The following is a 20,485-nucleotide window of genomic DNA, read 5'->3' as shown; positions in this document are numbered from 1 at the left end:
AACTATGAATCAACTTGACCAAAAGCTAATCTCTACCTTTGATGGTAAGGTACTGCGCAAAGATTTACTTCATCGTATTAAGAAGGGAACTAATGTTCCTACTTTCGTACTTGAGTTTTTACTTGCGCGCTTTTGTGCAAGTGATGATCAAGCAGAAATGGATTCTGGCATGGAGGCTGTGTTAGCCAGCCTACAAGACAACTATGTAAAACCTGATGAAGCTAATGCTGCACAGTCAAAGGTTGCGACCAAGGGAAAGCACCGCTTCATTGACAAGGTCCATGTTCGATATGTTGAGAAAGAAAAAAGGCATTGGGCATCATTAGAGAATTTTAATTCACAACGTATTGCTATCGGTGAAAAGTTCTATCGTGATAATGATCGTTTATTGGAAGGTGGTATTTGGGCTGAAGTGACACTAGCACATAATGCGATTGAAGAAGATGATTATGCATTTTATATTGAAGACCTTCGTCCAATTCAGATTAGTCGCTTTGATTTTGAACGTTACTGTGAAGGGCGGACTCAATTCACCCGTGACGAGTGGATTGACGTTATTTTACGTACCGTTGGACTTGAACCACAGAAGCTGTCAAAACGAGTATGTATGCACTTTATTGCGCGTCTCGCAGCTTTGGTAGAACCTAATTATAATTACATAGAGCTTGGACCGCGTGGTACCGGAAAATCATATTTCTTTAGTGAGTTTTCACCGTATGCCACTTTGATTTCAGGGGGACAAGCAACCAAGTCTGCGCTGTTTTACAATAACGCACGTCGTAAGGTTGGCTTGGTTGGTTTTTGGGATACGGTGGCCTTTGATGAAGTGGGTGGCATAAAAGTCAAGGATCCAGATACCATTCAAATTATGAAGGATTTTATGGCAAATGGTCGCTTCTCTCGGGGAGCTGAAGTCATTGCTGATGCTAGTTTAAGCTTTGTCGGTAACTTTGATCTTTCTATTAGTCAGGTAGTTAACTCTGTAGAGTACGATCTTTTTCAACCATTACCGGCTGAGTTCGATTTGGCTATTATGGATCGATTTGCTGCCTATATTCCTGGCTGGGAAATGCCAAAAAATAGCAGTGATTTTCTCACGAATAACTATGGATTTATCACGGATTACTTAGCAGAAGCATTTCACTATCAATTTAAACATACCAATCGATATGAAGAAGTTAGTAAACGTATTCAGCTTGGGAAGGCTGTTGAAGGGCGAGATGAAAAAGGTATTAAAAAGACAGTATGTGCCTTTTTGAAAATTCTTCATCCAACTGGAATTCCCTCTGATGAAGAATTTGAAGAATATGTAGCTTATGCTGTTGAATGTCGTCGACGCGTGAAAGAGCAAATGAACAAACGCAAACCTGATGATGAGTTTGCCAATATTAATCTTTCATTCATCAATGCGCAGGGACAAGAAATTATAGTGTATTGTCCTGAGTCTAAAGAGGCATTAGCAACACAGCAACCATTTAGAAGGCAGCTTAACGAAAAATTTGCGTCTGAACGTGATCAAGAAACCAAAACAAGACCAAAGCAATTTACATCGATACCTGCTGAGATAGAAGTTAAATCAATAGTTCCAACCTCTGATTTAACAGTTATTCAAGATAAGCTGATTGAGCAGCATTTTACAATTATGTATGGGGATGTTGGTCATAGCTATGAATCAATTATTGGACCTTATCTAAAAGAAGTGAAGACACTCATTATTGAGGATCCATACATTCGGCTTCCACATCAGATACAAAATTTCGTTCGCTTTTGTGAATGTGCTTTAAAGGCTGGACCTGTTAAGAAAATCAATTTAATCACAGGGTATGATGATAATACGCAGTTAGCCGATATTGCAGAGAAATTAGGTGAATTGAAGCAAAGTTTGCTTGAGATGGATGTTGAGCTTGAGATTGAGTTGAATCCTAACATCCATGATCGTGAAATTCGTTTAGATAATGGCTGGATCATCAAAATAGGGCGAGGGCTAGATTTTTATCAGAAACCAGGAGGGTGGTTCGAAATAGGGTCAAATGACTTAAGCCTTAGGAAATGTCTTGAAACTAAAGTAGATATTTTTCGTGTTGATTAATTTGAATATTTATTCTTTGAAAGAATGGCTGACTTTTGCTTAAAAGAAGGCTATTCAGACGTCATCATTAGATTGCTCTTATTGTGTTGGTGGGTAACATTGGGTTAAAAATAATAAAAATTAAATAGGGTGTGTTGACACTTTTAGCTTAAAAAAATAGCGAAGTAGTAAAATCAAATCGCCAAACCCAATTTTACTATTCGCTATGCCTCGTACCATGCTGACAGATCAACACTGGCAAAAGTTGAAAACTATTTTGCGTAATTTATCTATTCATCACAACTCAAATTTACGTAATTCTATTGAAGCTATTCTCTATAGAATTAGAACAGGCTGTCCGTGGCGAGATATTCCTTCCTATTTCGGTCAATCAAACTCTATTTTCAAACGTTTTAATCGTTGGTCAAGCAGCGGTAAGTTGCTTAGATTATTCAAATTATTAGCATCATGCCCCGATATGGAGTGGATTTTTATTGATGGCTCTCACGTACGTGCTCATCAACATTCTGCCGGTATAGCGAATCAATCCATTTCTAAAAGTGTAGGAGGAAACTCCTCAAAAATACATTTGATTGTTGATTCACATGGCAATCCTATTGATTTCATGATTACCGATGGCACTACACATGACATCAAAGTTGCACCTGATTTAATAGCAACATTAGATTTAAAAGAGACAGAAGTGGTATGCGCAGATAAAGGCTATGATTCAGAACCACTGCGTGAGCAGATCAGAAAAACAGGAACAAAAGCGAATATACCAAAGAAAATAAATAGCCAATCGAACAATGATCATATGGACTGGTATTTATATAAAATCAGGCATTTAGTTGAAAATATGTTTTGTAGATTAAAACAATTTAGAGGGATAGCTACTCGATATGACAAGCTCAAAAGAAATTATCAAAGTGCTGTTGCCTTAGCCTGTATATTTTTATGGCTACCTTTATAGGTTTAATTATGAACAGTAAATGTCAACAGACCCTATTAAGATTATGAAATAATTGATGTTTTAATATTAGTTCAACTGCCACCATCTCCACCAAATTCTTGTTATAAAAAGCATTTCTTAAAAAAGGCGTTGTCACAAAATTTGGCACAAATTATAAAACTTATAAGATTCTATTAGATTTTAATTGTTTGATAAATAATGAATTAAACCTAGATAGAATCTATTAAAAAGTTGTTTAGAGAGTTCGAATCTCATGACCTAGTTTTCCATATAATTTTTTCTTATGACTTTAATGTTACTTATTTAGGTGTAATTCACTCGTTGAAACCTTATTGCAACCCTAAAGGTACTGCAAATGGTTAAGTTATTGTAATTGTTGTATTATATGTAAAAAGTGATCCCATCCATCATCGGGGCAACACTGATTCGTGGTGTCTGAGTTTTTTCAATATTCATAAAAAATCATGCCTTTATTCAGTGTTAAACAACCTAATAAAATGATTGAGCGGATTAGAAAATAGACTATTTATGACAAATAGTGGGAAATAAACTTAAAGTAAGAATTCATCACTGATGTATGTCCAAAGATTTTTAGGCAAAGCGCAACCGATTGATCTGATCGAACAGATGCTATGACTAAATATTTGGATACATTGAGCGTGAGCATCAAAGAACGAAACTCTTCTAGCTTGGTTAAGAGATTTCCAATTGCGCGCAATACTACCACAAATATTTAATCTATACATTTCGGACGGTATTGATGCTGCACACTCGTTGGGGTTTTCTTTAAATGCTATTTAGCATCGTTCAGGTGTTAACTGATTGGAATGACTTTAATTCTGTAGGACTTACGCATTGACGGATTCAAAAAAGTATTAAAATAGTTTATAAAGTATCTGTGATCAGACGAACTAAACATGCTTCTACAGCAACTTGTACATTACCCATTTATATGGGCTTTCTCATGACAGAACCGAACTCTATTAGCTGCACACAACTTGCCGAGACTTATAATATCTCGCATGATAGTGTAAATCGCTTTCTGGAGCGTGAAGACTACACACCTCACGACCTATATCAAGAAGCAATTCAACATATTGATAATAATAAACTTATAGTCAGTATTGATGATACTGTTTTAGATAAACCATATAGTCAACATATGGACTTGGTTAGCTATTTTTGGTCAGGCAAACACCACCGATCCGTCAAGGGGATTAATCTCATTACCCTGTATGCGACAGATCAGAATGGTCAAAATATTCCAATTAATTTCCGAATTTATGACAAATCTGAGGGTAAAACCAAGAATGATTACTTTATGGATATGTTAAGTGAAGTACTTAGTTGGGGTGCAAAGATTCAATTTATTACAGGTGATAGTTGGTATTCATCGACTGGAAATCTAAAAACCATAAGAAAATATGGTATTCGATTTATGTTTGGTATCGACTGTAACCGTAAGGTTTCCCCAGAAAAAGGACAATGGTTTCAACTGCGTTTATTGCCAGATTTTCATCAGGGTCAAGTGGTCTGGCTCAAAGATTTTGGCTTTGTACAATTATTTAAGACTCAGTTAAAAGAACAGCAGAGGTTTTATATTGTGCATCAAGATGAAGATGATTTATTGTCCTTTGAGGGTTTTCATGAATTACATTCAAGTCATTGGAAAATAGAGCAATATCACCGAGTGATTAAACAGGTTTGTCATATTGAAAAGTTTCAAGTAAGACGATCTAAACTGATTTTGAATCATATTTTTGCAGCCTTGATGGCCTACGTCGAGATACAAAAGAACCAGTTTGAGCGGATCTTTGAAAATGTATATCGTTGGCAGAAGAAATTATTTAGACCAATCATCAAAGACTTCATTGATGACTTTATTCTCGATAAAAATCATCTCCTACCACAGAGAATCTATAAATAATAGTGCGTAAGTCCTATTCTGTTAATTGTGTCTACAGTGGGCGTAGTCTCTATTTTCATCTATTTAATAAGAGTTAATTTTGGTTTAAGTTCGTGTTTTTAGTCTATCTCGCATAAAGCCCTTATGGATTGATAGGCAATGTCTATTGAAGAGATCAATATTCGTATATTTAACTGGATTAATTCTGGTGCTACAGAAAACTCATTTTTTGCGAAAGCCGCTATGTTCTCATCATATAATCTGATAGGGGCTTTTCTGATTTTTCTAACGGTTTTATTGCTATTTAAGGATAAAAAATATCAATTTCAGTATTTTAAAACTGTGGTGATGGTCGTTCTATCTTCATTTGTTGTGAGGTTATTACACGCATTTTATCATCATCCTAGACCTTTCGATCTTGGATTAGGGCACACCTTGATTCACCACAGTTCCAGTTCGTCTATGCCTAGTCAACATACACTCACTGTTGCAATTATCGCATTTTCATTTCTGATGTCTGAGTATCGTCAAATTGGTGTTTTCGGATTATTTGTAAGTTTGATTGTAGGATGGTCAAGGATTTACATGGGAGTTCATTTTCCCTTTGATGTATTAGGTTCTTTTGTTGTGGCTTTTCTAATTGTATTCAGCGTCAATATTTTGATTAAACGATTTATTTCAAAATCAAAGCAATCAATTACTGTGCAAGCTGTAGATGTATAAATTGATAGTGAAAAACAAGCGATACATGATGATTGCTTCTTTAAATCATGACTGTGTTTAAACCATAAGAAATTTACCATAGCATTTTGTGGATTTAGAAATCATTGCATAATCTATTTTCTGTGAAGAGTATTTGTTTAAATGTTGTTCAGTTTTTTTCATTTTTAATATTTTGATTTAATTATATTTCCATATTTTAAAATCTCTTTTTGTCCACTTGGTTACTTATATTCACTATTCTAAAGAGTTCAATTTAATCTCTTTTTAAGTTCAGCTCTTTAACTTACAGCATAACGACTAAATTTGATTCGTAAGCAGAAAGTAAGATAGGTCTAAATTCTAGCGAAATCAGAACATTAAAGAGAGTATAAAAATGAACCAATGTGTGATGAACGCAAAAAATATTATTCGTGGTAAACACCACCCTGAGTTTTTGCAGAATGAAGTTTTAACCGATATTTTTATCCAGACAGCACAACGCCTACCAGAAAAAATAGCTTTAATCGAAGCAGATCAAACGATTAGCTATGGTGAGTTATATCAACAAGCTCAACTTATGGCCAAACATTTAACCCTCAAAGGCGTTAAAGCTGGCGACATCGTTGGATTGTGGTTGCCACGTGGTATTGAATTATTAAAGTCTCAATTAGCAATCTGCTTAAGTGGTGCTGCTTGGCTACCATTTGACATGGATACCCCTGCAGATCGAATCGCAGTTTGTCTTGAAGATGCAGCGGCTGTAGGAATGATTACCACTGATGAGTGGTATGAGCATGTGTTAGAAGTGCCACAAAGCAAATGGACCAATACTGAACTACAAAAAACGCTGCATGAAACTATAGAATTGGCAAAATCGACCCCTGAGCAACCTGCTTATATTATTTATACTTCAGGCTCAACAGGAAAACCCAAAGGTATTGTCATTACTCAGAAGAACATTTGTCATTTTCTGCGCAGTGAAAACAGTATTTTAGGTATCCAAGAACAAGACAAAGTTTATCAAGGCTTCTCAGTTGCATTTGATATGTCTTTCGAGGAAATCTGGTTGTCTTATTTGGTTGGAGCGACTTTGTGGATTGCACCAAAATCTTTGGTCAGTGATCCAGAACGATTATGTAAAACCTTGCAACAAGAGCAAATTAGCGTTTTGCATGCTGTACCAACCTTGCTCGCTTTGTTCCCTGAAGATGTTGCTAATTTACGCATCATCAATTTAGGAGGGGAAATGTGTCCAGACTCATTGGTTGAGCGTTGGGCATTGCCACACCATCAAATGTTTAATACCTATGGACCGACAGAAACCACAGTCTCTGCGAGTCTTGAGTTATTACAGCAGGGTAAGCCTGTCACGATTGGCAAACCATTACCTAACTACGGTATGTTGGTGATTAATGCTGATCGAGAGCTATTGGCACAAGGGGAAACGGGCGAATTGTGTATCTTTGGGCCAAGCGTGGCACAAGGTTATTTAGGTCGCCCAGATTTAACCGCGGATAAGTTTATTCAGAATCCATGGGCAACGAGTCCTGATGAAGAAAGTTTATATCGGACGGGTGACTTAGCTAAAATCGATGAATTTGGTCAAGTGCATTGTTTAGGACGTGCGGATGATCAAATAAAAATTCGTGGTTTCCGCGTAGAACTTGGCGAAATCGAAGCTGCATTATGTGATCTCGATGGTATTGGCACAGCTGCTGTCATTTTACGTAATGAAGATGGTATTGATCAGTTGATCGCCTTTATAGCCGCAGAAATTGATGCAAAACAATCCATAGAAATTAAACAGCTTCGACATCATCTTGGTCAGCGCTTACCGCCATACATGGTACCTAATCGTTTTGAAATTATTGAAGAAGTACCGCGACTACTTTCTGGGAAAATTGATCGAAAAGCACTAAAAGCGAGACCTTTAACAAGTGTGGTCGATCGGAGTGAATCAGATCAACCTCAAAATGAAGCTGAAGAAATTTTATTTGAAATCTTAAATCGACTGTTTCCGAATATTCCGATTAAATTGGATGCCGATTTCTTTGATGATTTGGGTGGACATTCTTTATTAGCTGCAGTTTTAATTTCAAATTTACGTGAACATCCTGAATATAGTCACCTCACGATTCAAAGTTTATACCAAGCACGGAGAGTGGGAGCAATTGCTGCCTTAATGCTTGAGCAACCTGAACCATCAATATTTGATAGCCAAATTGGTCAAGACAATCCACGAAATCAAACCTATAAATGGCTCTGCGGTATTGCACAGATAGTCACAATTCCAGTGTTAATTTCAATTAACATCATGCAATGGCTCGCTCCATTCTTTACCTATCATTATTTTACTGGTGGCGCACGAGACAGTATTCCTTCTGCAATTTTGCTTTCTTTATTGGTTTATGTCTGTGTGATTATTGCTAGTTTTGCCCTTTCTATCACGGTTAAACGTGCGCTAATGGTTGGCGTGGGTGCGGGTTGTTATCCTTTATGGGGAATGACTTATTTCCGTTGGTGGTTGGCAGATCGGATTAGTAGTATTTCACCTGTTTATTTATTATCAGGTTCAACTTTACTGAATTTATATCTCAAAGCACTTGGGGCGAAAATTGGACATGATGTTTCCATTAGTTCAGTGCATATTCGTATGCCATCTTTATTGACGATTGAAGATGGTGTCAGTCTTGGTTCTCAAGTGAATTTAGAGAATGCTAAAGTTGAACATGGGCATTTGGTCTTAGGTTCAATTCATTTGAAACGTGATAGTTATGTAGGTTCTTATGCGGTATTAGAAGAAAATACGGTGTTAGAAGAAACTGCTCATGTCAATGCTTTGACTGCGATTGAATATGATACGACTGTGCCTGCTGGTGAAATTTGGGATGGTACGCCTGCGAAGAAGATTGGTCATGTGGATCAGTTAGAACAATTGGCACCGCGCCCAAAACTTTCTTTAATGCGTAAAGTTTCAGAATATGTTTACTATGGAGTGAGTGCATTAATTATCGCTTGTATTTTCTTTATTCCAATCTTTCCGAGTTTCTTATTGGTTGATTGGTTAGATGTGAATGTTTTCAATATTGACCCGAATAACCATATTCAAACAGCGCTTTATTATTTCCTATTGGCCATTCCTGCGAGTGCGATGATGATGATCATTACCGCCTTGATTTCTTCAGCTTTACGTAAAATAGTGCTACCTCGTTTAGAGGTGGGTACTTATGCGATTCACGGCGCAACGTATTATCGAAAGTGGTTCGCAGCCCAAATTTTAGAAACCAGTTTACAAACGCTACATGGTCTATTTGCAACAATTTATGCGCCAACTTGGTTTCGTATGTTAGGCGCAAAGGTTGGTAAAAATACTGAAATATCAACTGCAACAGGCGTTATTCCTGAAATGCTCACCTTGGGTGAAGAAAGTTTTATTGCTGATGCCGTAATGTTGGGTGATGAGGAGATCAAAGGCGGTTGGATGTCATTAAAATCAACAAAAATTGGTCATCGTAGTTTTGTTGGGAACAGTGCTTATATCGCAGATGGTACGGTATTACCTGATAATATTTTAATCGGTGTGCAGTCTAAAACGCCAGATAATCGAGAAATGTATTCAGGACAAACTTGGTTTGGTTCTCCAGCGTTACTTCTCCCAGCACGAGAAGCCGCAGAGAAATATCCTGATCATCTTACTTTCAAACCGAGTCTCAAACGCCGTTTCATGCGTGCTTTTATTGAGGGTCTACGGATTGTATTACCCGCAGCGCTTGCGATTGGTGTGGGGTATATGATTGTGCTAGAAGTGATAGATGTCATTAATAACTATACGATTCCAATGGGATTGTTGGCCTTAACTCTCGCAGGATTATTGTATGGTGTGGGTTGTTTTATCATCGTGGCTTTATTGAAGTGGATTTTAATTGGACGCTACCAACCTCGTTCAGCGCCAATGTGGACCATGTTTGTTTGGTTAAGTGAAGGAATCACAAGTTTATATGAATCAGTCGCGATTCCAAATTTCCTAAATTATTTAAGAGGAACACCCATGCTGCCATTCTTCTTGCGTATTTTGGGGGTTCGAATAGGGAAAGACGTTTATATGGATACTGCAGATATTACAGAGTTCGACTGTGTTGATATTGGAGATCGCGCTGAATTTAATAGTTTTTCAGGTCCACAGACACATTTATTTGAAGATCGTATTATGAAGATCGGTCAAGTAAATGTTGGAAGTGATGTGGTCGTGAATGCGAGAAGTATCATTTTATATAATGCTAATGTCAGTCATCATGCGGTGTTAGGACCATTAACTTTAGTGATGAAAGGTGAAAATATTCCTGCCAAATCGGCATGGATTGGCTCACCAGCAGTACCTTGGAAACATAAATAAGCTCTGTGGCTTAGAATATTCGAATACATGAAATCAATTGAATATTCTAAGCCCTTCATAGGGCTTATAAGCGTTTGGTTAAATGATATTTCATCCAGAAATCTAAACTGATATAACGTCCACCACCGATAAAGATTAAAGCGAGTAACATCACTAAATAGGTCACTGCGAATTCAACACCATTATTTAAAATGACAAATGATCCGCTGGCAGTGAGCCAGTCATAGTTACCATAGTTTTGTAAAATCTCATGGGCTTTTTCTAACTTCTCAGCGGAGGCCAGAACTTGAGCGTTTGCAAATGGTGCATTTGGATCGGCAATGGCTTGCCAACCATTCGGTAAGTGGACTGTTACAATTGCTACCAACATTGTGATGATGAGTGGAATACTGATAAAGCGAGTGAATAAACCTAATCCTAACAATACTGCACCAGCCAATTCTGTTGAGGTTGCTAGAGCTGCCATCAATGTAGGGAATGGTAAACCGAGCCCCCAATCAGGATTACCAAACCATTCAATAGTGTCTTGGAAATGCATGAGTTTATTGCTTCCTGCCATCCAAAAAATGGGGACTAAATATAATCTGAGTGCTAGCGCAGCAATTCCATCGAAATGTTTTATACAGTGAGAAATTTTTTGATAATCTTGTGTTAAAGAATAAATAAATTTTTTCATGGGAATTTCACATTGAGTGCTATTGAATAGTTATTAGTCGGATGAACATGGAACTTCTTACATATTTTTTTCATTTGATCTGTAATAAATCGTCTTTTACTCCGTCTAACTTAATGTACCTCCGTACAAACCGAGCAATTACCTTACAAGGAATACAAAAATGAATAAATTAAACTCAATTACATCAGTCGCTGCATTATTGGCTTTATCAGCTGTAGGCATCACTCACGTATCTGCTGCACCAACCACGACTACAACTGAGTCTCATGCATCGAAAGCTGCTGATGGGAAATGTGGCGAAGCCAAATGTGGGGCAAATAAGGCAAAACAACAACAAAAGTCTGCTGATGCAAAATGTGGGGCAAATAAAAAATCAGCAGAAGGGAAGTGTGGGACAGCTAAGAAAACTGCTGATGCAAAATGTGGTGCAGATAAAAAAGTTGCAGATGGCAAGTGTGGTGCTAAATAGTTTAGATCAGCCGAATGATACCGATATATTTCAAATTGTCGGTATCAATTCAAAAAGGAAAACAGCATGACTGCATTGAATGGTGTTGGTTTAGGCTTAAGGCGTGATTTTATTGATACGTTTTTAAATGCGGAATCACATCCAGACTTTATTGAAGTTGCACCAGAAAATTGGATGGGTTTTGGTGGGCGACATGCCAAGTTGTTGGCTCAATGTACTGAAAAATCACCTTTGGTGTGTCATGGTCTGTCCCTTTCTGTTGGGGGACCTCATCCTTTAAATATTGGATTTATTCAACAGATCAAAGCTTTTTTAAAGCAGTATCAAGTTTCCATCTATTCTGAGCATCTCAGTTATACCTCTGATGGGGGGTATTTATATGATCTATTACCGATACCGATGACTGAGGCTGCGGTCAAATATGTCGCTGAGCGTATCTTGCGTGTTCAAGACATTTTAGCGCAGCGCCTCGTTATTGAAAATGTATCTACCTATTTAATGCCAAATGCAGAAATGAGTGAGGCTGAGTTTGTCTGTGAAGTACTTGAGCAAGCGGACTGCGAATTATTACTTGATGTTAATAATGTCTATGTGAATAGTATCAATCATGGCAGTGATGCACGTGGCTTTATCCAAGCGATGCCTAATGAACGCATACGTTATATGCATATTGCTGGGCATGAAAAAATGAATGAAAACTTATTGATTGATACGCATGGTGCCGAAATTTGCGATCCTGTATGGCAGCTATTGCAATTTAGTTATCAACATTGTGGCGTTAAACCAACCTTGTTGGAAAGAGATTTTAATATTCCATCATGGCAACAATTACAGCAAGAATTGACAATAATCAAAACGATGCAGCAACAGGAGAACGGTTATGGTGCTCGAAGCAAGCACATTCCAAACCACTCAGCAGCAATTCTGTAATTGGATTCGTGAACCAAATGCTGAACGCACTAAAATATGTGATCTTGAGCGAATGCAGATTTATCGAGATTTATTGTTCAACAATATGTGTTCATTTATAAATTTAGTTTATCCCATAGCTCGTTCTATTCTACCTGCGGCTCAATGGCAGTTTTTATTGGAAGAATTTTTTCAAAAAGCTAAATGCCAGTCACCTATCTATAATGATATTTCGTTGCAATTTAGAGAATATTTGACTGAAAACCGACATCCAATTTTAAGCCAATATCCTTGGCTAGAAGAGTTGTTGCAGTTTGAGTGGTTGGAGTTATATCTAGATACGCTTGAAATTGAAGACATTAACATTATTGAAAAGATAAGTTGGCAACTCAGACATAAAGTGTGGGTCTTGGCCTATCAATATCCTATTTATGATTGGACGGTTGATACAACGTTGACAGATATTGAAGTAATGCCAAGTGCAATTATGGTTTGGCGAGACCATCAGGATAAGGTTCACTTGGAAAGATTGTCCCCCTTATTTGCGATGTTGATTGAGCAAATGAACCTAAAGATATACTCAGAGCTTGAGCTTCATGACTTAATTAAATTAATTGCACCAACTTTTTCTGAGCAAGAGATTACAATACAACTGAATCAGCTGGCAGCAACACTCACGAATCTAGGTTTGTTAAATCATCCTCAGAACAGTAATAGGAAGTGATCATGTCTGAGGCTGAATTGAATAATAATCAAGAGATATTGCATCAGCTTGAAAATCCTGAATTTCTAATGGATTTAAGACAACAGATGCTGAAGTTTACTGTTTTACAACTGTCCTCATTTCAGCAAGCTGAAGATGTGGTTCAAGAAGCATTAGTGAGTGCTTTGCAACATCTAGACTCTTTTTCAGGAAGAGCGGCGTTTAAAACGTGGGTTTTTGCGATTTTAAAAAATAAGATCATTGATCTGATCCGACAAAAGTCTCGATTGGTGACTATGACTGAATTATTTGATGAACAAGATAATGAGTTGAGTATCGACGAATTATTTGATGCCTCAGGGCACTGGTATAAATATCAAGCGCCTAAAGCGTGGCAAAGCCCTGAAGAAATGATGGAACAGCAAGATTTTTGGATTGTTTTTGATGCTTGTTTGAATCATTTGCCTGCTAAATATGCGCAGGTGTTTATGTTGCGAGAAGTGATTGAACTTAGTTCGGATGAAATTTGCGAACGGCTAGAGATTACTGTCTCAAATTTTAATGTCTTGATGTATAGAAGCCGAACTAGATTACGTGAATGTCTAGAAAATAAATGGTTACTTAAGGGGGATTGCGCATGCTAACTTGCCGACAAGCAACACAATTAATTTCCGAGAAACAGGATAGACCACTTCAGTTTATAGAGCAGAGCAATCTACAATTACATTTATTTGCTTGTCGTTCTTGTCGCCGTTATGGCAAACAAATCAAAACACTTCGTCAGCTTTCAAAAGCATTGAGCAAATACGAGGGTTAAATGTTATTAAGTATTTGGATTTTAGCTTTAAATCATAAGACTGAAATTTAAAAGATAAAAAATACCAACTATCTGAATAATTGGTATTAGATGCTTTAATTTTAAAATAGAGTGTTAATGTAACGTACTTTGATGAGCAAGCTCAATTTGGTTCAGGATATGATGGCTCATATTCTTCGCCATTTCTTCTTTCGCATAGAAAACTTCACCAATATTTTCATCGCGAATAACAGCAGCCTCTTCCTTGCTTTCAGCACAGATCAAGACCTGAATCTCAGGATTCAATTGCTGTGCAATATCGACAATACGATGAATATCTAAAATATCCATAGGGGAAATAACCAATAAGCGAGCATGCTGAATATGGGCTTGTATGAGTACATAAGGTTCAGTCGCTTCACCGCTTACGGCAGCCATTCCTTGGGCACGCAGTTTTTCAACAATCTCACGATTTTCTTCAGCAATCACGACCTTGATATTCTGTTGCATCAGGTTTTCACTAATGCGGCGTCCTACGCCACCATAGCCAATGATCACCACCTGATCACGTAAATAAGCTTGATCAACTTCATCTGGAAGCATGGCAAGCGGGTCGCCACTGCGTTCTAATAAGCGAGCTAAATGTGAGCGTTCTCGTATCCAGCGTTGAGCGGGTTCAATCGCTGAAAATACAAATGAATTTAAAGTTATTGAAAATAACGCACCAGCAAGAATCAAGTTTTGTGCATCTGGGGTGAGTAGACCAAGTGACAAGCCCAATGTTGCTAAAATGAATGAAAACTCACCAATTTGTGCCAAACTAGCGCCTACAGTGAGAGCTGTATTAATTGGGTAGCGGAAGAATAAAACTAAAGCCATCGCTGCTAAAGTCTTACCAATCATGATAATGGCGATGACCGCCATAATACGCAAAGGCTCTTCAATCAGGATACTTGGGTCGAACAACATCCCGACAGAGACAAAAAATAAAATTGAGAAGATTTCACGTAGTGGCAGGGTTTCTTCTTCTGCACGATGGCTAAAGTCAGACTCTTTCACCACCATACCCGCGAAGAAAGCGCCAAGTGCCATGGAAACGCCAAAAACTGCGTAGGAACCGTAGGCAATTGAAACTGCGGCAGCAACCACTGTGAGCGTAAAGAGCTCACGGGAACCTAAACGGGCAACAAACTGCATGATCATTGGCACAAGGCGTTTACCAATAATCAGCATGAATGCGATGAATCCTGTCACTTTGAGCAGGGTAATGCCAATCGTCAGCCAGATACTTTGTGAGGTGTCTGTACCAGGTAAGGCGTGTCCGCCCAGTAACATGGCGGTTGCAGGTAAAAGAACCAGCGCTAAAACCATGACAAGGTCTTCAACCAACAGCCAGCCTACTGCGATTTTCCCATTGACTGAGTCGAGTAAACCACGATCACTCAGTGCTTTGAGTAGTACTACGGTACTTGCACACGATAAACTTAAACCAAAAATCAGTGCAGAACCGAAACTCCAGCCCCAAAACATAGATACAGCGACACCTAAGAGTGTTGCTACAGCGATTTGTAAAATCGCACCGGGTAGGGCGATACGACGAACGAGTAATAAATCATTGAGGGAAAAATGCATCCCTACGCCAAACATTAAGAACATTACCCCGAGTTCGGCAAGTTGATTGGCGAGATGTATATCTGCCACGATACCTGGGGTGTTAGGGCTTATAATAATACCTGCTACCAAATAACCAATTAGTGGTGGTAGACGTAAACGTGCGGCAATATAGCCAAAAATAAGTGCTATACCGAAACCGACGGCAAGTAATATAATTAAATCAACATCATGAGGCATTGAAACTCCTTAATCATTGCGGTTAAGGTACAAATAATTCAGCATAAAACATGCCAAGAAAACAGCGAATAAATTGTAACAAGTAAAATCGGATTTGTTGATGACAATTTTTTTATTTATCAAAAAAAATTATGAAATAGTGATTCATTTTATTTTAGCCAAAACATTTTTTTAGCAAAAAAAACGACTTCAGTTGAAGTCGTTTTTTTAAGAAAACTAAAATTATTTAATTTTAGCTTCTTTGAAGATTACGTGTTGACGGATTTTTGGATCAAATTTTTTGATTTCCATTTTTTCCGGCATAGTACGTTTGTTCTTAGTAGTGGTATAGAAATAACCTGTACCAGCTGTAGAAACGAGGCGGATTTTATCACGCATTGTTCAGACTCCTTAGATCTTTTGACCTTGAGCACGGAGATCAGCAACAACTTTCTCAATACCCAATTTATCAATAATACGCATACCTTTAGTGGTTAAACGAAGACGTACAAAACGCTTTTCGCTTTCTAACCAAAAACGGTGGTGGTGCAGGTTCGGCTCGAACCGGCGTTTGGTTTTGTTGTTTGCGTGCGATACGTTGTTACCAACGATAGGACGCTTGCCGGTAACTTGGCAAACCTTAGACATGGTGAACTCCATTGCTAGTTTATATAGCACCGTTTCGTGCAACTAGCCATTCAAGTAAACGGATGAAATCATTCAAGGGGCGTTTTATAACAAAAATACGATTAAAAGACAAGCGAATTTGGTAAAAACAGGGCATGATCTCGTGTGATAGATCATGCCTTGATCAGCTTAACGGAATAGTGTTTTCAAAAGCAGTTTATGCGTTGGTTTGTTGTACGGCGGCAGAATGAATTTTAAACTATAAAGTTTAGGGTTAACAGGGTTAGACATCACTGAACGTTCGTTAGAGAAGCTGAAGAAGCCTTCTTTACCATGATATTTGCCCATACCCGATGCACCTATACCACCAAATGGTAGATCATCTTGCGCTACATGAGTGAGGGTTTGGTTAATACCAAAATGTCCAGAATGGGTACGTCCTGCAACATAATCAGCACGAGCCATATCAATATCAAAATAGTAGAATGCGAGTGGACGTGGTCGACTATTGATAAATTGAAGTGCATCTTCAATATGTTCATATTCTAGAATAGGAAGAATTGGACCAAAGATCTCATTCTTCATAATTTCCATTTCTGTGGTTACACCTGTGAGTAACGTTGGTGCAATTTTACGAACTTCAGTTAAAGATTCTTTCTTGTTGTTTAACTCGACGATCGTCGCACCTTGATCACGTGCATCTTCTAAATAGCCTTGAAGACGATTGTATTGTTTGTCATTTACAATTGACGTGTAATCTTTATTGTCACGTAGCGTTGGGTACATCGTATTCACAAAGTCGTTATAGTGCTTGGTGAATTCTGCCGTTTTGCCTTTAGGTAGGAACATGTAATCAGGTGCAACGCAAGTTTGACCTGCATTCCAAAGTTTACCTACCGCAATACGTTGTGCCACATCACGAATATTCATTGCCGAATGTACAAGAGCAGGCGATTTTCCACCTAGCTCTAAAATCACAGGGACTAAGTTCTGTGATGCTGCTGCCATCACGGTTTTACCGACAGACGTTGAACCTGTGAAAATTAATTTATCAAATGCTAAATGACTAAAGGCATCTGAAATCGCGCCACCACCATTGATAACACTCACAAGTTCCTGAGGAAACACTTCTGCAAGTGCATTTTCCAATACAGCACCAAACTGAGAAGATGCACTCGAAATCTTGATCATGGCATGATTGCCTGCAGCGATTGCGCAGATCAATGGGCCAACTGAAAGTAATAATGGATAGTTCCATGGTGCAATAATACCAATCACACCTAATGGTTGATATTGTACCCAGCCTTTTGCAGGTTGGTGTAACATACTGATATGGCGCTTAGAGGGCTTCATCCACTCAGTTAAGTTTTTGCTATAGTATTTGATATGTTCTAAACATGTTAGAACTTCGCCAATTTTGGTTTCCATAATGGCACGATTGCCATAATCTTGACTAATTGCGTTCGCAAATTGATCTTGATATTTTACCAAGATATTTTTAAGTCGAGCTAAGCGCTCAATACGTTCTTTGGCGCTTGGCACAGGATGGCGTTGGTAAGCTGCTTTTTGCTGTTCAAGCAAATCATGTAGCCGTTTCACATCAACATGAGGTGTCATAGCGGTTGTTTTTGTTTGACTGTTCATAGGAGTGGACCAAAAGAAAGCTTATTATTTTTTAATTTTTAGAGTAAATACTCTAAAGTGTCAAGTCGCTTTATAGGTTTGTTTTATAACCTATTGATAATGTTATAGATGGTTAAACTCAATGTCGCACGCTAAACCGAATAAAACAAAAGATAGAATTCTGCATATCAGTTTGCAGTTGTTTAATGAGCGTGGAGAACGTTCGGTCACAACCAATCATATTGCCGCTGAACTCGGAATTAGCCCAGGCAATCTGTACTATCACTTCCGTAATAAACAGGAAATTATTAAAGAATTAGCGCAGCAATATCAGGCTGAAACCTTGGAGATGTTGGCCTTGCCAACGGATCGACCTTTAAATGCCAATGATAAAATTAGTTATTTCCAAGTTTTGAGTAATCAGTTGTGGGCTTATCGCTTTATTCACCGTGATGTCTATCATCTTGTTGAAAATAATGAAGACTTCAGAAAAATATATCCTCGTTTTGCAGGGCAGGTGATGCAGCAAGGGCAAAAAATTTATCGTGCCTTTGTGGATGCCGGTTTGATGAAGATGACTGATTCAGAAATTGAAGCTTTGATTATCAACTTGTGGATTGTACTGACCAACTGGACTAACTTTTTGTATATGTCTGGTCATATCAGTGACAATAACCATTTGGAAGAAAAATGGGTATGGCAAGCTTTACGACAAATGGTATTTTTGGAAGGCCCTTATTTAATGGGCGAAAGTCGTCAAACGTATGAACAATTATTGAAATCTTTGGGGCCGTCAGACTTATTTGCTAGTTTATCTAATCTTAAAAATGACGATGATGAATAAGTAGGTATTTAGTCATAAGCAAAAAAGAGCTAGAATGCTCGGCTTGATTTTTAATTTTGATTCCAATAAGTGATATTAACCACATGAACACGACGACCGCCCACACTGCACGATTATTGATTACTTGCGAAGACAAGCCGGGAATCGTGCAAGCCGTATCGAGCTTTTTGTATCATCAGGGAGCAAATATTACCGCACTTGATCAGTATGCTACAGAAGCTCAAGGCGGACGTTATTTCATGCGTGTTGAGTTTGAACTTGATCATTTGCAATCTCGTAAAGAAGCATTAATGCAAACCTTTGCTGCCAACGTTGCTGAACGTTATGAAATGCAGTGGAAACTCACTTTTGTGGGTGAATTAAAGAAAGTGGGTATTCTGGTTTCTAAAGTGGACCATGCTTTATTGGAATTATTATGGCGTCATGCACGTGGCTCATTGCCATGTGAAATTACCCAAGTCATCTCAAACCATCCAGATTTACGTGAATCGGTTGAAAATTTTGGTATTCCATTCCATGTCGTACCAGTCAATAAAGACAATAAAGTAGAAGCTTATGCGCAAATTGATGAAATGATGCAGGGCAATGATCTATTGATCTTGGCGCGTTATATGCAGATTTTGAGTGAAGACTTTGTTGCCAAGTGGGAAATGAAGATTATCAATATTCATCATTCATTCTTACCTGCTTTCGTAGGTGCAAATCCTTATAAGCAAGCGTATGAGAAAGGGGTGAAGTTGATTGGTGCAACAGCACATTACGTGACCGCTGATCTCGATCAAGGTCCAATTATTGAACAAGATGTTGAACGTGTTAGCCACGATTACAATGTAGAACAGTTACGTGAGTTAGGCGAAGACGTTGAGCGTAATGTATTGGCTCGCGCTGTAAAATGGCATTTGGAAGATCGTATTATTGTAGATGGTAATAAAACGGTTGTTTTCTAAACCAAATAGATTTTTAAAAAAGCATGCTTTAAAGCATGCTTTTTTTATATTAATAATGCTATGTTATAACATTTTATTTTAATAAGTGTAAATTGATCAATCAATTAAAAGATGTTCACAAAAAAATAGTTGCAAATGAAAACACTTCTCATTTATTATTGCGCCACTTTAATTGTTCTATCCGATGACTGAAATCGTTTTTCACTTTTTAAAGATTTCATCATCTATTAGGTACTTAGATTCTTATGAGTCAATCTCCTGCGATATTGAATATGCCACACTCGATGAAAAAGAAGATCATCACTGCACTTGTAGCGGTTGTGATTGGACATGCAGGAGTTCTGTGGGCAGTTAGCCACATGAAGCCAATTGAGTTAAAACCAATTGAGAAAAAGCCACTCAAGGTTAAGTTTGTTAAAATTACGGAACCACCTAAACCAGAACCACCTAAGCCGAAAGAAAAGCCAAAACCTGAACCTAAAAAGGAAGTGAAAGAAGTAAAAGTGATTGATAAGCCTTTACCTCCACCACCGAAAAAAGTTGAAAAAGTACAACAGGTCAAAGCAGAAACACCAAAAAAAATAGTGCAAAAGACTGAACCTAAAGTCGAATCCAAAGTTGAAACGAAGGTTGTTAGTACAACTGTGACAGAAAAGCCAGTCGAAAAACCACAACCTGTTGTACAACCAGAGGCGCCTAAAGCACAGCCAGCTGCTGATTCTTCACCAAAACGAGTTTCTATCGGGGGGACAGGTATTCAATGGAGTAGATCTCCAAGAGTATCATTTACTCCGAAAGATTTAGAAAATCAGACACGCTTAATTACGATCTATATCGAGGCAGATGAAAAAGGTAAAGTAACCAATGCTCGAATTACTCGTAGTAGTGGTTTACCGAGTCTTGATGAAAAGGCTTTACGTGCTGTTAGAAGTTCAAAGTTTAAACCGTATATGGAAAATGGTATTGCTTATCCAATCAAAACAGAGCAACCGTTTGAATTTAATCCTTAATAAATTTGC

18 protein-coding genes are annotated in these 20,485 nt (G+C 38.0%); 13 read left to right on the top strand and 5 right to left on the bottom strand.

The genetic code is table 11. The annotated features are described in order from the left end of the window. The first annotated feature begins 4 nt into the window (after positions 1-4). The 5 genes from brxL to posA all read left to right on the top strand — a co-directional run bounded on the left by brxL (position 5) and on the right by posA (position 10,042). Positions 5-2,089 (top strand): BREX system Lon protease-like protein BrxL, encoded by a 2,085-nt coding sequence (brxL, locus tag F908_RS12545; RefSeq protein WP_005162485.1) that lies wholly within the window; start codon positions 5-7, stop codon positions 2,087-2,089. 205 nt (positions 2,090-2,294) lie between these two features. After that, the gene (locus F908_RS12540; RefSeq protein WP_005162482.1) at positions 2,295-3,041 is read left to right on the top strand and encodes an IS5 family transposase; all 747 of its coding nucleotides are present in this window, start codon (positions 2,295-2,297) and stop codon (positions 3,039-3,041) included. A gap of 898 nt (positions 3,042-3,939) precedes the next feature. Next, positions 3,940-4,968, top strand: a complete 1,029-nt coding sequence (locus tag F908_RS12535) for an IS701 family transposase (RefSeq protein WP_081399852.1) — start codon at positions 3,940-3,942, stop codon at positions 4,966-4,968. 138 nt (positions 4,969-5,106) lie between these two features. Further along, on the top strand, positions 5,107-5,670 hold the full coding sequence (locus tag F908_RS12530) for a phosphatase PAP2 family protein (RefSeq protein WP_005162479.1): 564 nt from the start codon (positions 5,107-5,109) through the stop codon (positions 5,668-5,670). A 373-nt stretch (positions 5,671-6,043) separates the two neighbouring features. Then, positions 6,044-10,042 (top strand): delta-poly-L-ornithine synthetase PosA, encoded by a 3,999-nt coding sequence (posA, locus tag F908_RS12525; protein WP_005162477.1) that lies wholly within the window; start codon positions 6,044-6,046, stop codon positions 10,040-10,042. A gap of 64 nt (positions 10,043-10,106) precedes the next feature. On the opposite strand, the gene F908_RS12520 is transcribed toward posA, so the two are convergent. Then, positions 10,107-10,718 carry an HvfX family Cu-binding RiPP maturation protein gene (locus tag F908_RS12520; protein ID WP_005162474.1) on the bottom strand — a complete coding sequence of 204 codons (612 nt, stop codon included), beginning with the start codon at positions 10,716-10,718 and terminating at the stop codon, positions 10,107-10,109. Between the two features lie 160 nt (positions 10,719-10,878). On the opposite strand from F908_RS12520, the gene F908_RS12515 reads away from it, so the two are divergent. From F908_RS12515 to F908_RS12495, 5 genes are all read left to right on the top strand, one after another. Further along, on the top strand, positions 10,879-11,187 hold the full coding sequence (locus F908_RS12515; RefSeq protein WP_005162471.1) for an HvfA family oxazolone/thioamide-modified RiPP metallophore: 309 nt from the start codon (positions 10,879-10,881) through the stop codon (positions 11,185-11,187). A 66-nt stretch (positions 11,188-11,253) separates the two neighbouring features. Next, positions 11,254-12,117 carry an HvfB family MNIO-type RiPP peptide maturase gene (locus F908_RS12510; RefSeq protein ID WP_005162467.1) on the top strand — a complete coding sequence of 288 codons (864 nt, stop codon included), beginning with the start codon at positions 11,254-11,256 and terminating at the stop codon, positions 12,115-12,117. After that, on the top strand, positions 12,068-12,820 hold the full coding sequence (locus F908_RS12505; protein WP_005162465.1) for an HvfC family RiPP maturation protein: 753 nt from the start codon (positions 12,068-12,070) through the stop codon (positions 12,818-12,820). Before F908_RS12510 ends, F908_RS12505 begins: the two co-directional genes overlap by 50 nt. A gap of 2 nt (positions 12,821-12,822) precedes the next feature. After that, positions 12,823-13,443, top strand: coding sequence for an RNA polymerase factor sigma-70 (locus F908_RS12500; protein WP_005162462.1), 621 nt, complete (start codon positions 12,823-12,825; stop codon positions 13,441-13,443). Continuing rightward, on the top strand, positions 13,437-13,616 hold the full coding sequence (locus F908_RS12495) for a zf-HC2 domain-containing protein (protein WP_005162460.1): 180 nt from the start codon (positions 13,437-13,439) through the stop codon (positions 13,614-13,616). Before F908_RS12500 ends, F908_RS12495 begins: the two co-directional genes overlap by 7 nt. Positions 13,617-13,730: 114 nt before the next feature. On the opposite strand, the gene F908_RS12490 is transcribed toward F908_RS12495, so the two are convergent. The 4 genes from F908_RS12490 to F908_RS12475 all read right to left on the bottom strand — a co-directional run bounded on the left by F908_RS12490 (position 13,731) and on the right by F908_RS12475 (position 17,696). Continuing rightward, the gene (locus F908_RS12490) at positions 13,731-15,446 is read right to left on the bottom strand and encodes a cation:proton antiporter (RefSeq protein WP_005162456.1); all 1,716 of its coding nucleotides are present in this window, start codon (positions 15,444-15,446) and stop codon (positions 13,731-13,733) included. 222 nt (positions 15,447-15,668) lie between these two features. Continuing rightward, the gene (gene rpmG, locus F908_RS12485) at positions 15,669-15,824 is read right to left on the bottom strand and encodes a 50S ribosomal protein L33 (protein WP_003654787.1); all 156 of its coding nucleotides are present in this window, start codon (positions 15,822-15,824) and stop codon (positions 15,669-15,671) included. Between the two features lie 12 nt (positions 15,825-15,836). After that, positions 15,837-16,073 carry a 50S ribosomal protein L28 gene (gene rpmB, locus F908_RS12480; RefSeq protein ID WP_004649871.1) on the bottom strand — a complete coding sequence of 79 codons (237 nt, stop codon included), beginning with the start codon at positions 16,071-16,073 and terminating at the stop codon, positions 15,837-15,839. Between the two features lie 168 nt (positions 16,074-16,241). Continuing rightward, positions 16,242-17,696, bottom strand: coding sequence for a coniferyl aldehyde dehydrogenase (locus F908_RS12475; RefSeq protein ID WP_005162448.1), 1,455 nt, complete (start codon positions 17,694-17,696; stop codon positions 16,242-16,244). Between the two features lie 121 nt (positions 17,697-17,817). Between F908_RS12475 and F908_RS12470 the strand changes: the two genes are divergently transcribed. The 3 genes from F908_RS12470 to F908_RS12460 all read left to right on the top strand — a co-directional run bounded on the left by F908_RS12470 (position 17,818) and on the right by F908_RS12460 (position 20,476). Next, entirely contained in the window at positions 17,818-18,519 is a 702-nt protein-coding gene (locus F908_RS12470) for a TetR/AcrR family transcriptional regulator (RefSeq protein ID WP_005162445.1), read from the top strand. A gap of 83 nt (positions 18,520-18,602) precedes the next feature. Then, on the top strand, positions 18,603-19,466 hold the full coding sequence (gene purU / locus F908_RS12465) for a formyltetrahydrofolate deformylase (RefSeq protein WP_005162442.1): 864 nt from the start codon (positions 18,603-18,605) through the stop codon (positions 19,464-19,466). Positions 19,467-19,711: 245 nt separating this feature from the next. Then, positions 19,712-20,476: an energy transducer TonB gene (locus F908_RS12460; RefSeq protein ID WP_005162440.1), complete on the top strand. Its 765-nt coding sequence runs from the start codon at positions 19,712-19,714 to the stop codon at positions 20,474-20,476. Positions 20,477-20,485: the final 9 nt, after the last annotated feature.

This window comes from Acinetobacter sp. NIPH 284 (assembly GCF_000369425.1).
Classification (GTDB): Bacteria; Pseudomonadota; Gammaproteobacteria; order Pseudomonadales; family Moraxellaceae; genus Acinetobacter.
The sequence above is the reverse complement of the archived record's forward strand: the minus strand, read 5'-3'. Positions and strand labels throughout refer to the sequence as shown.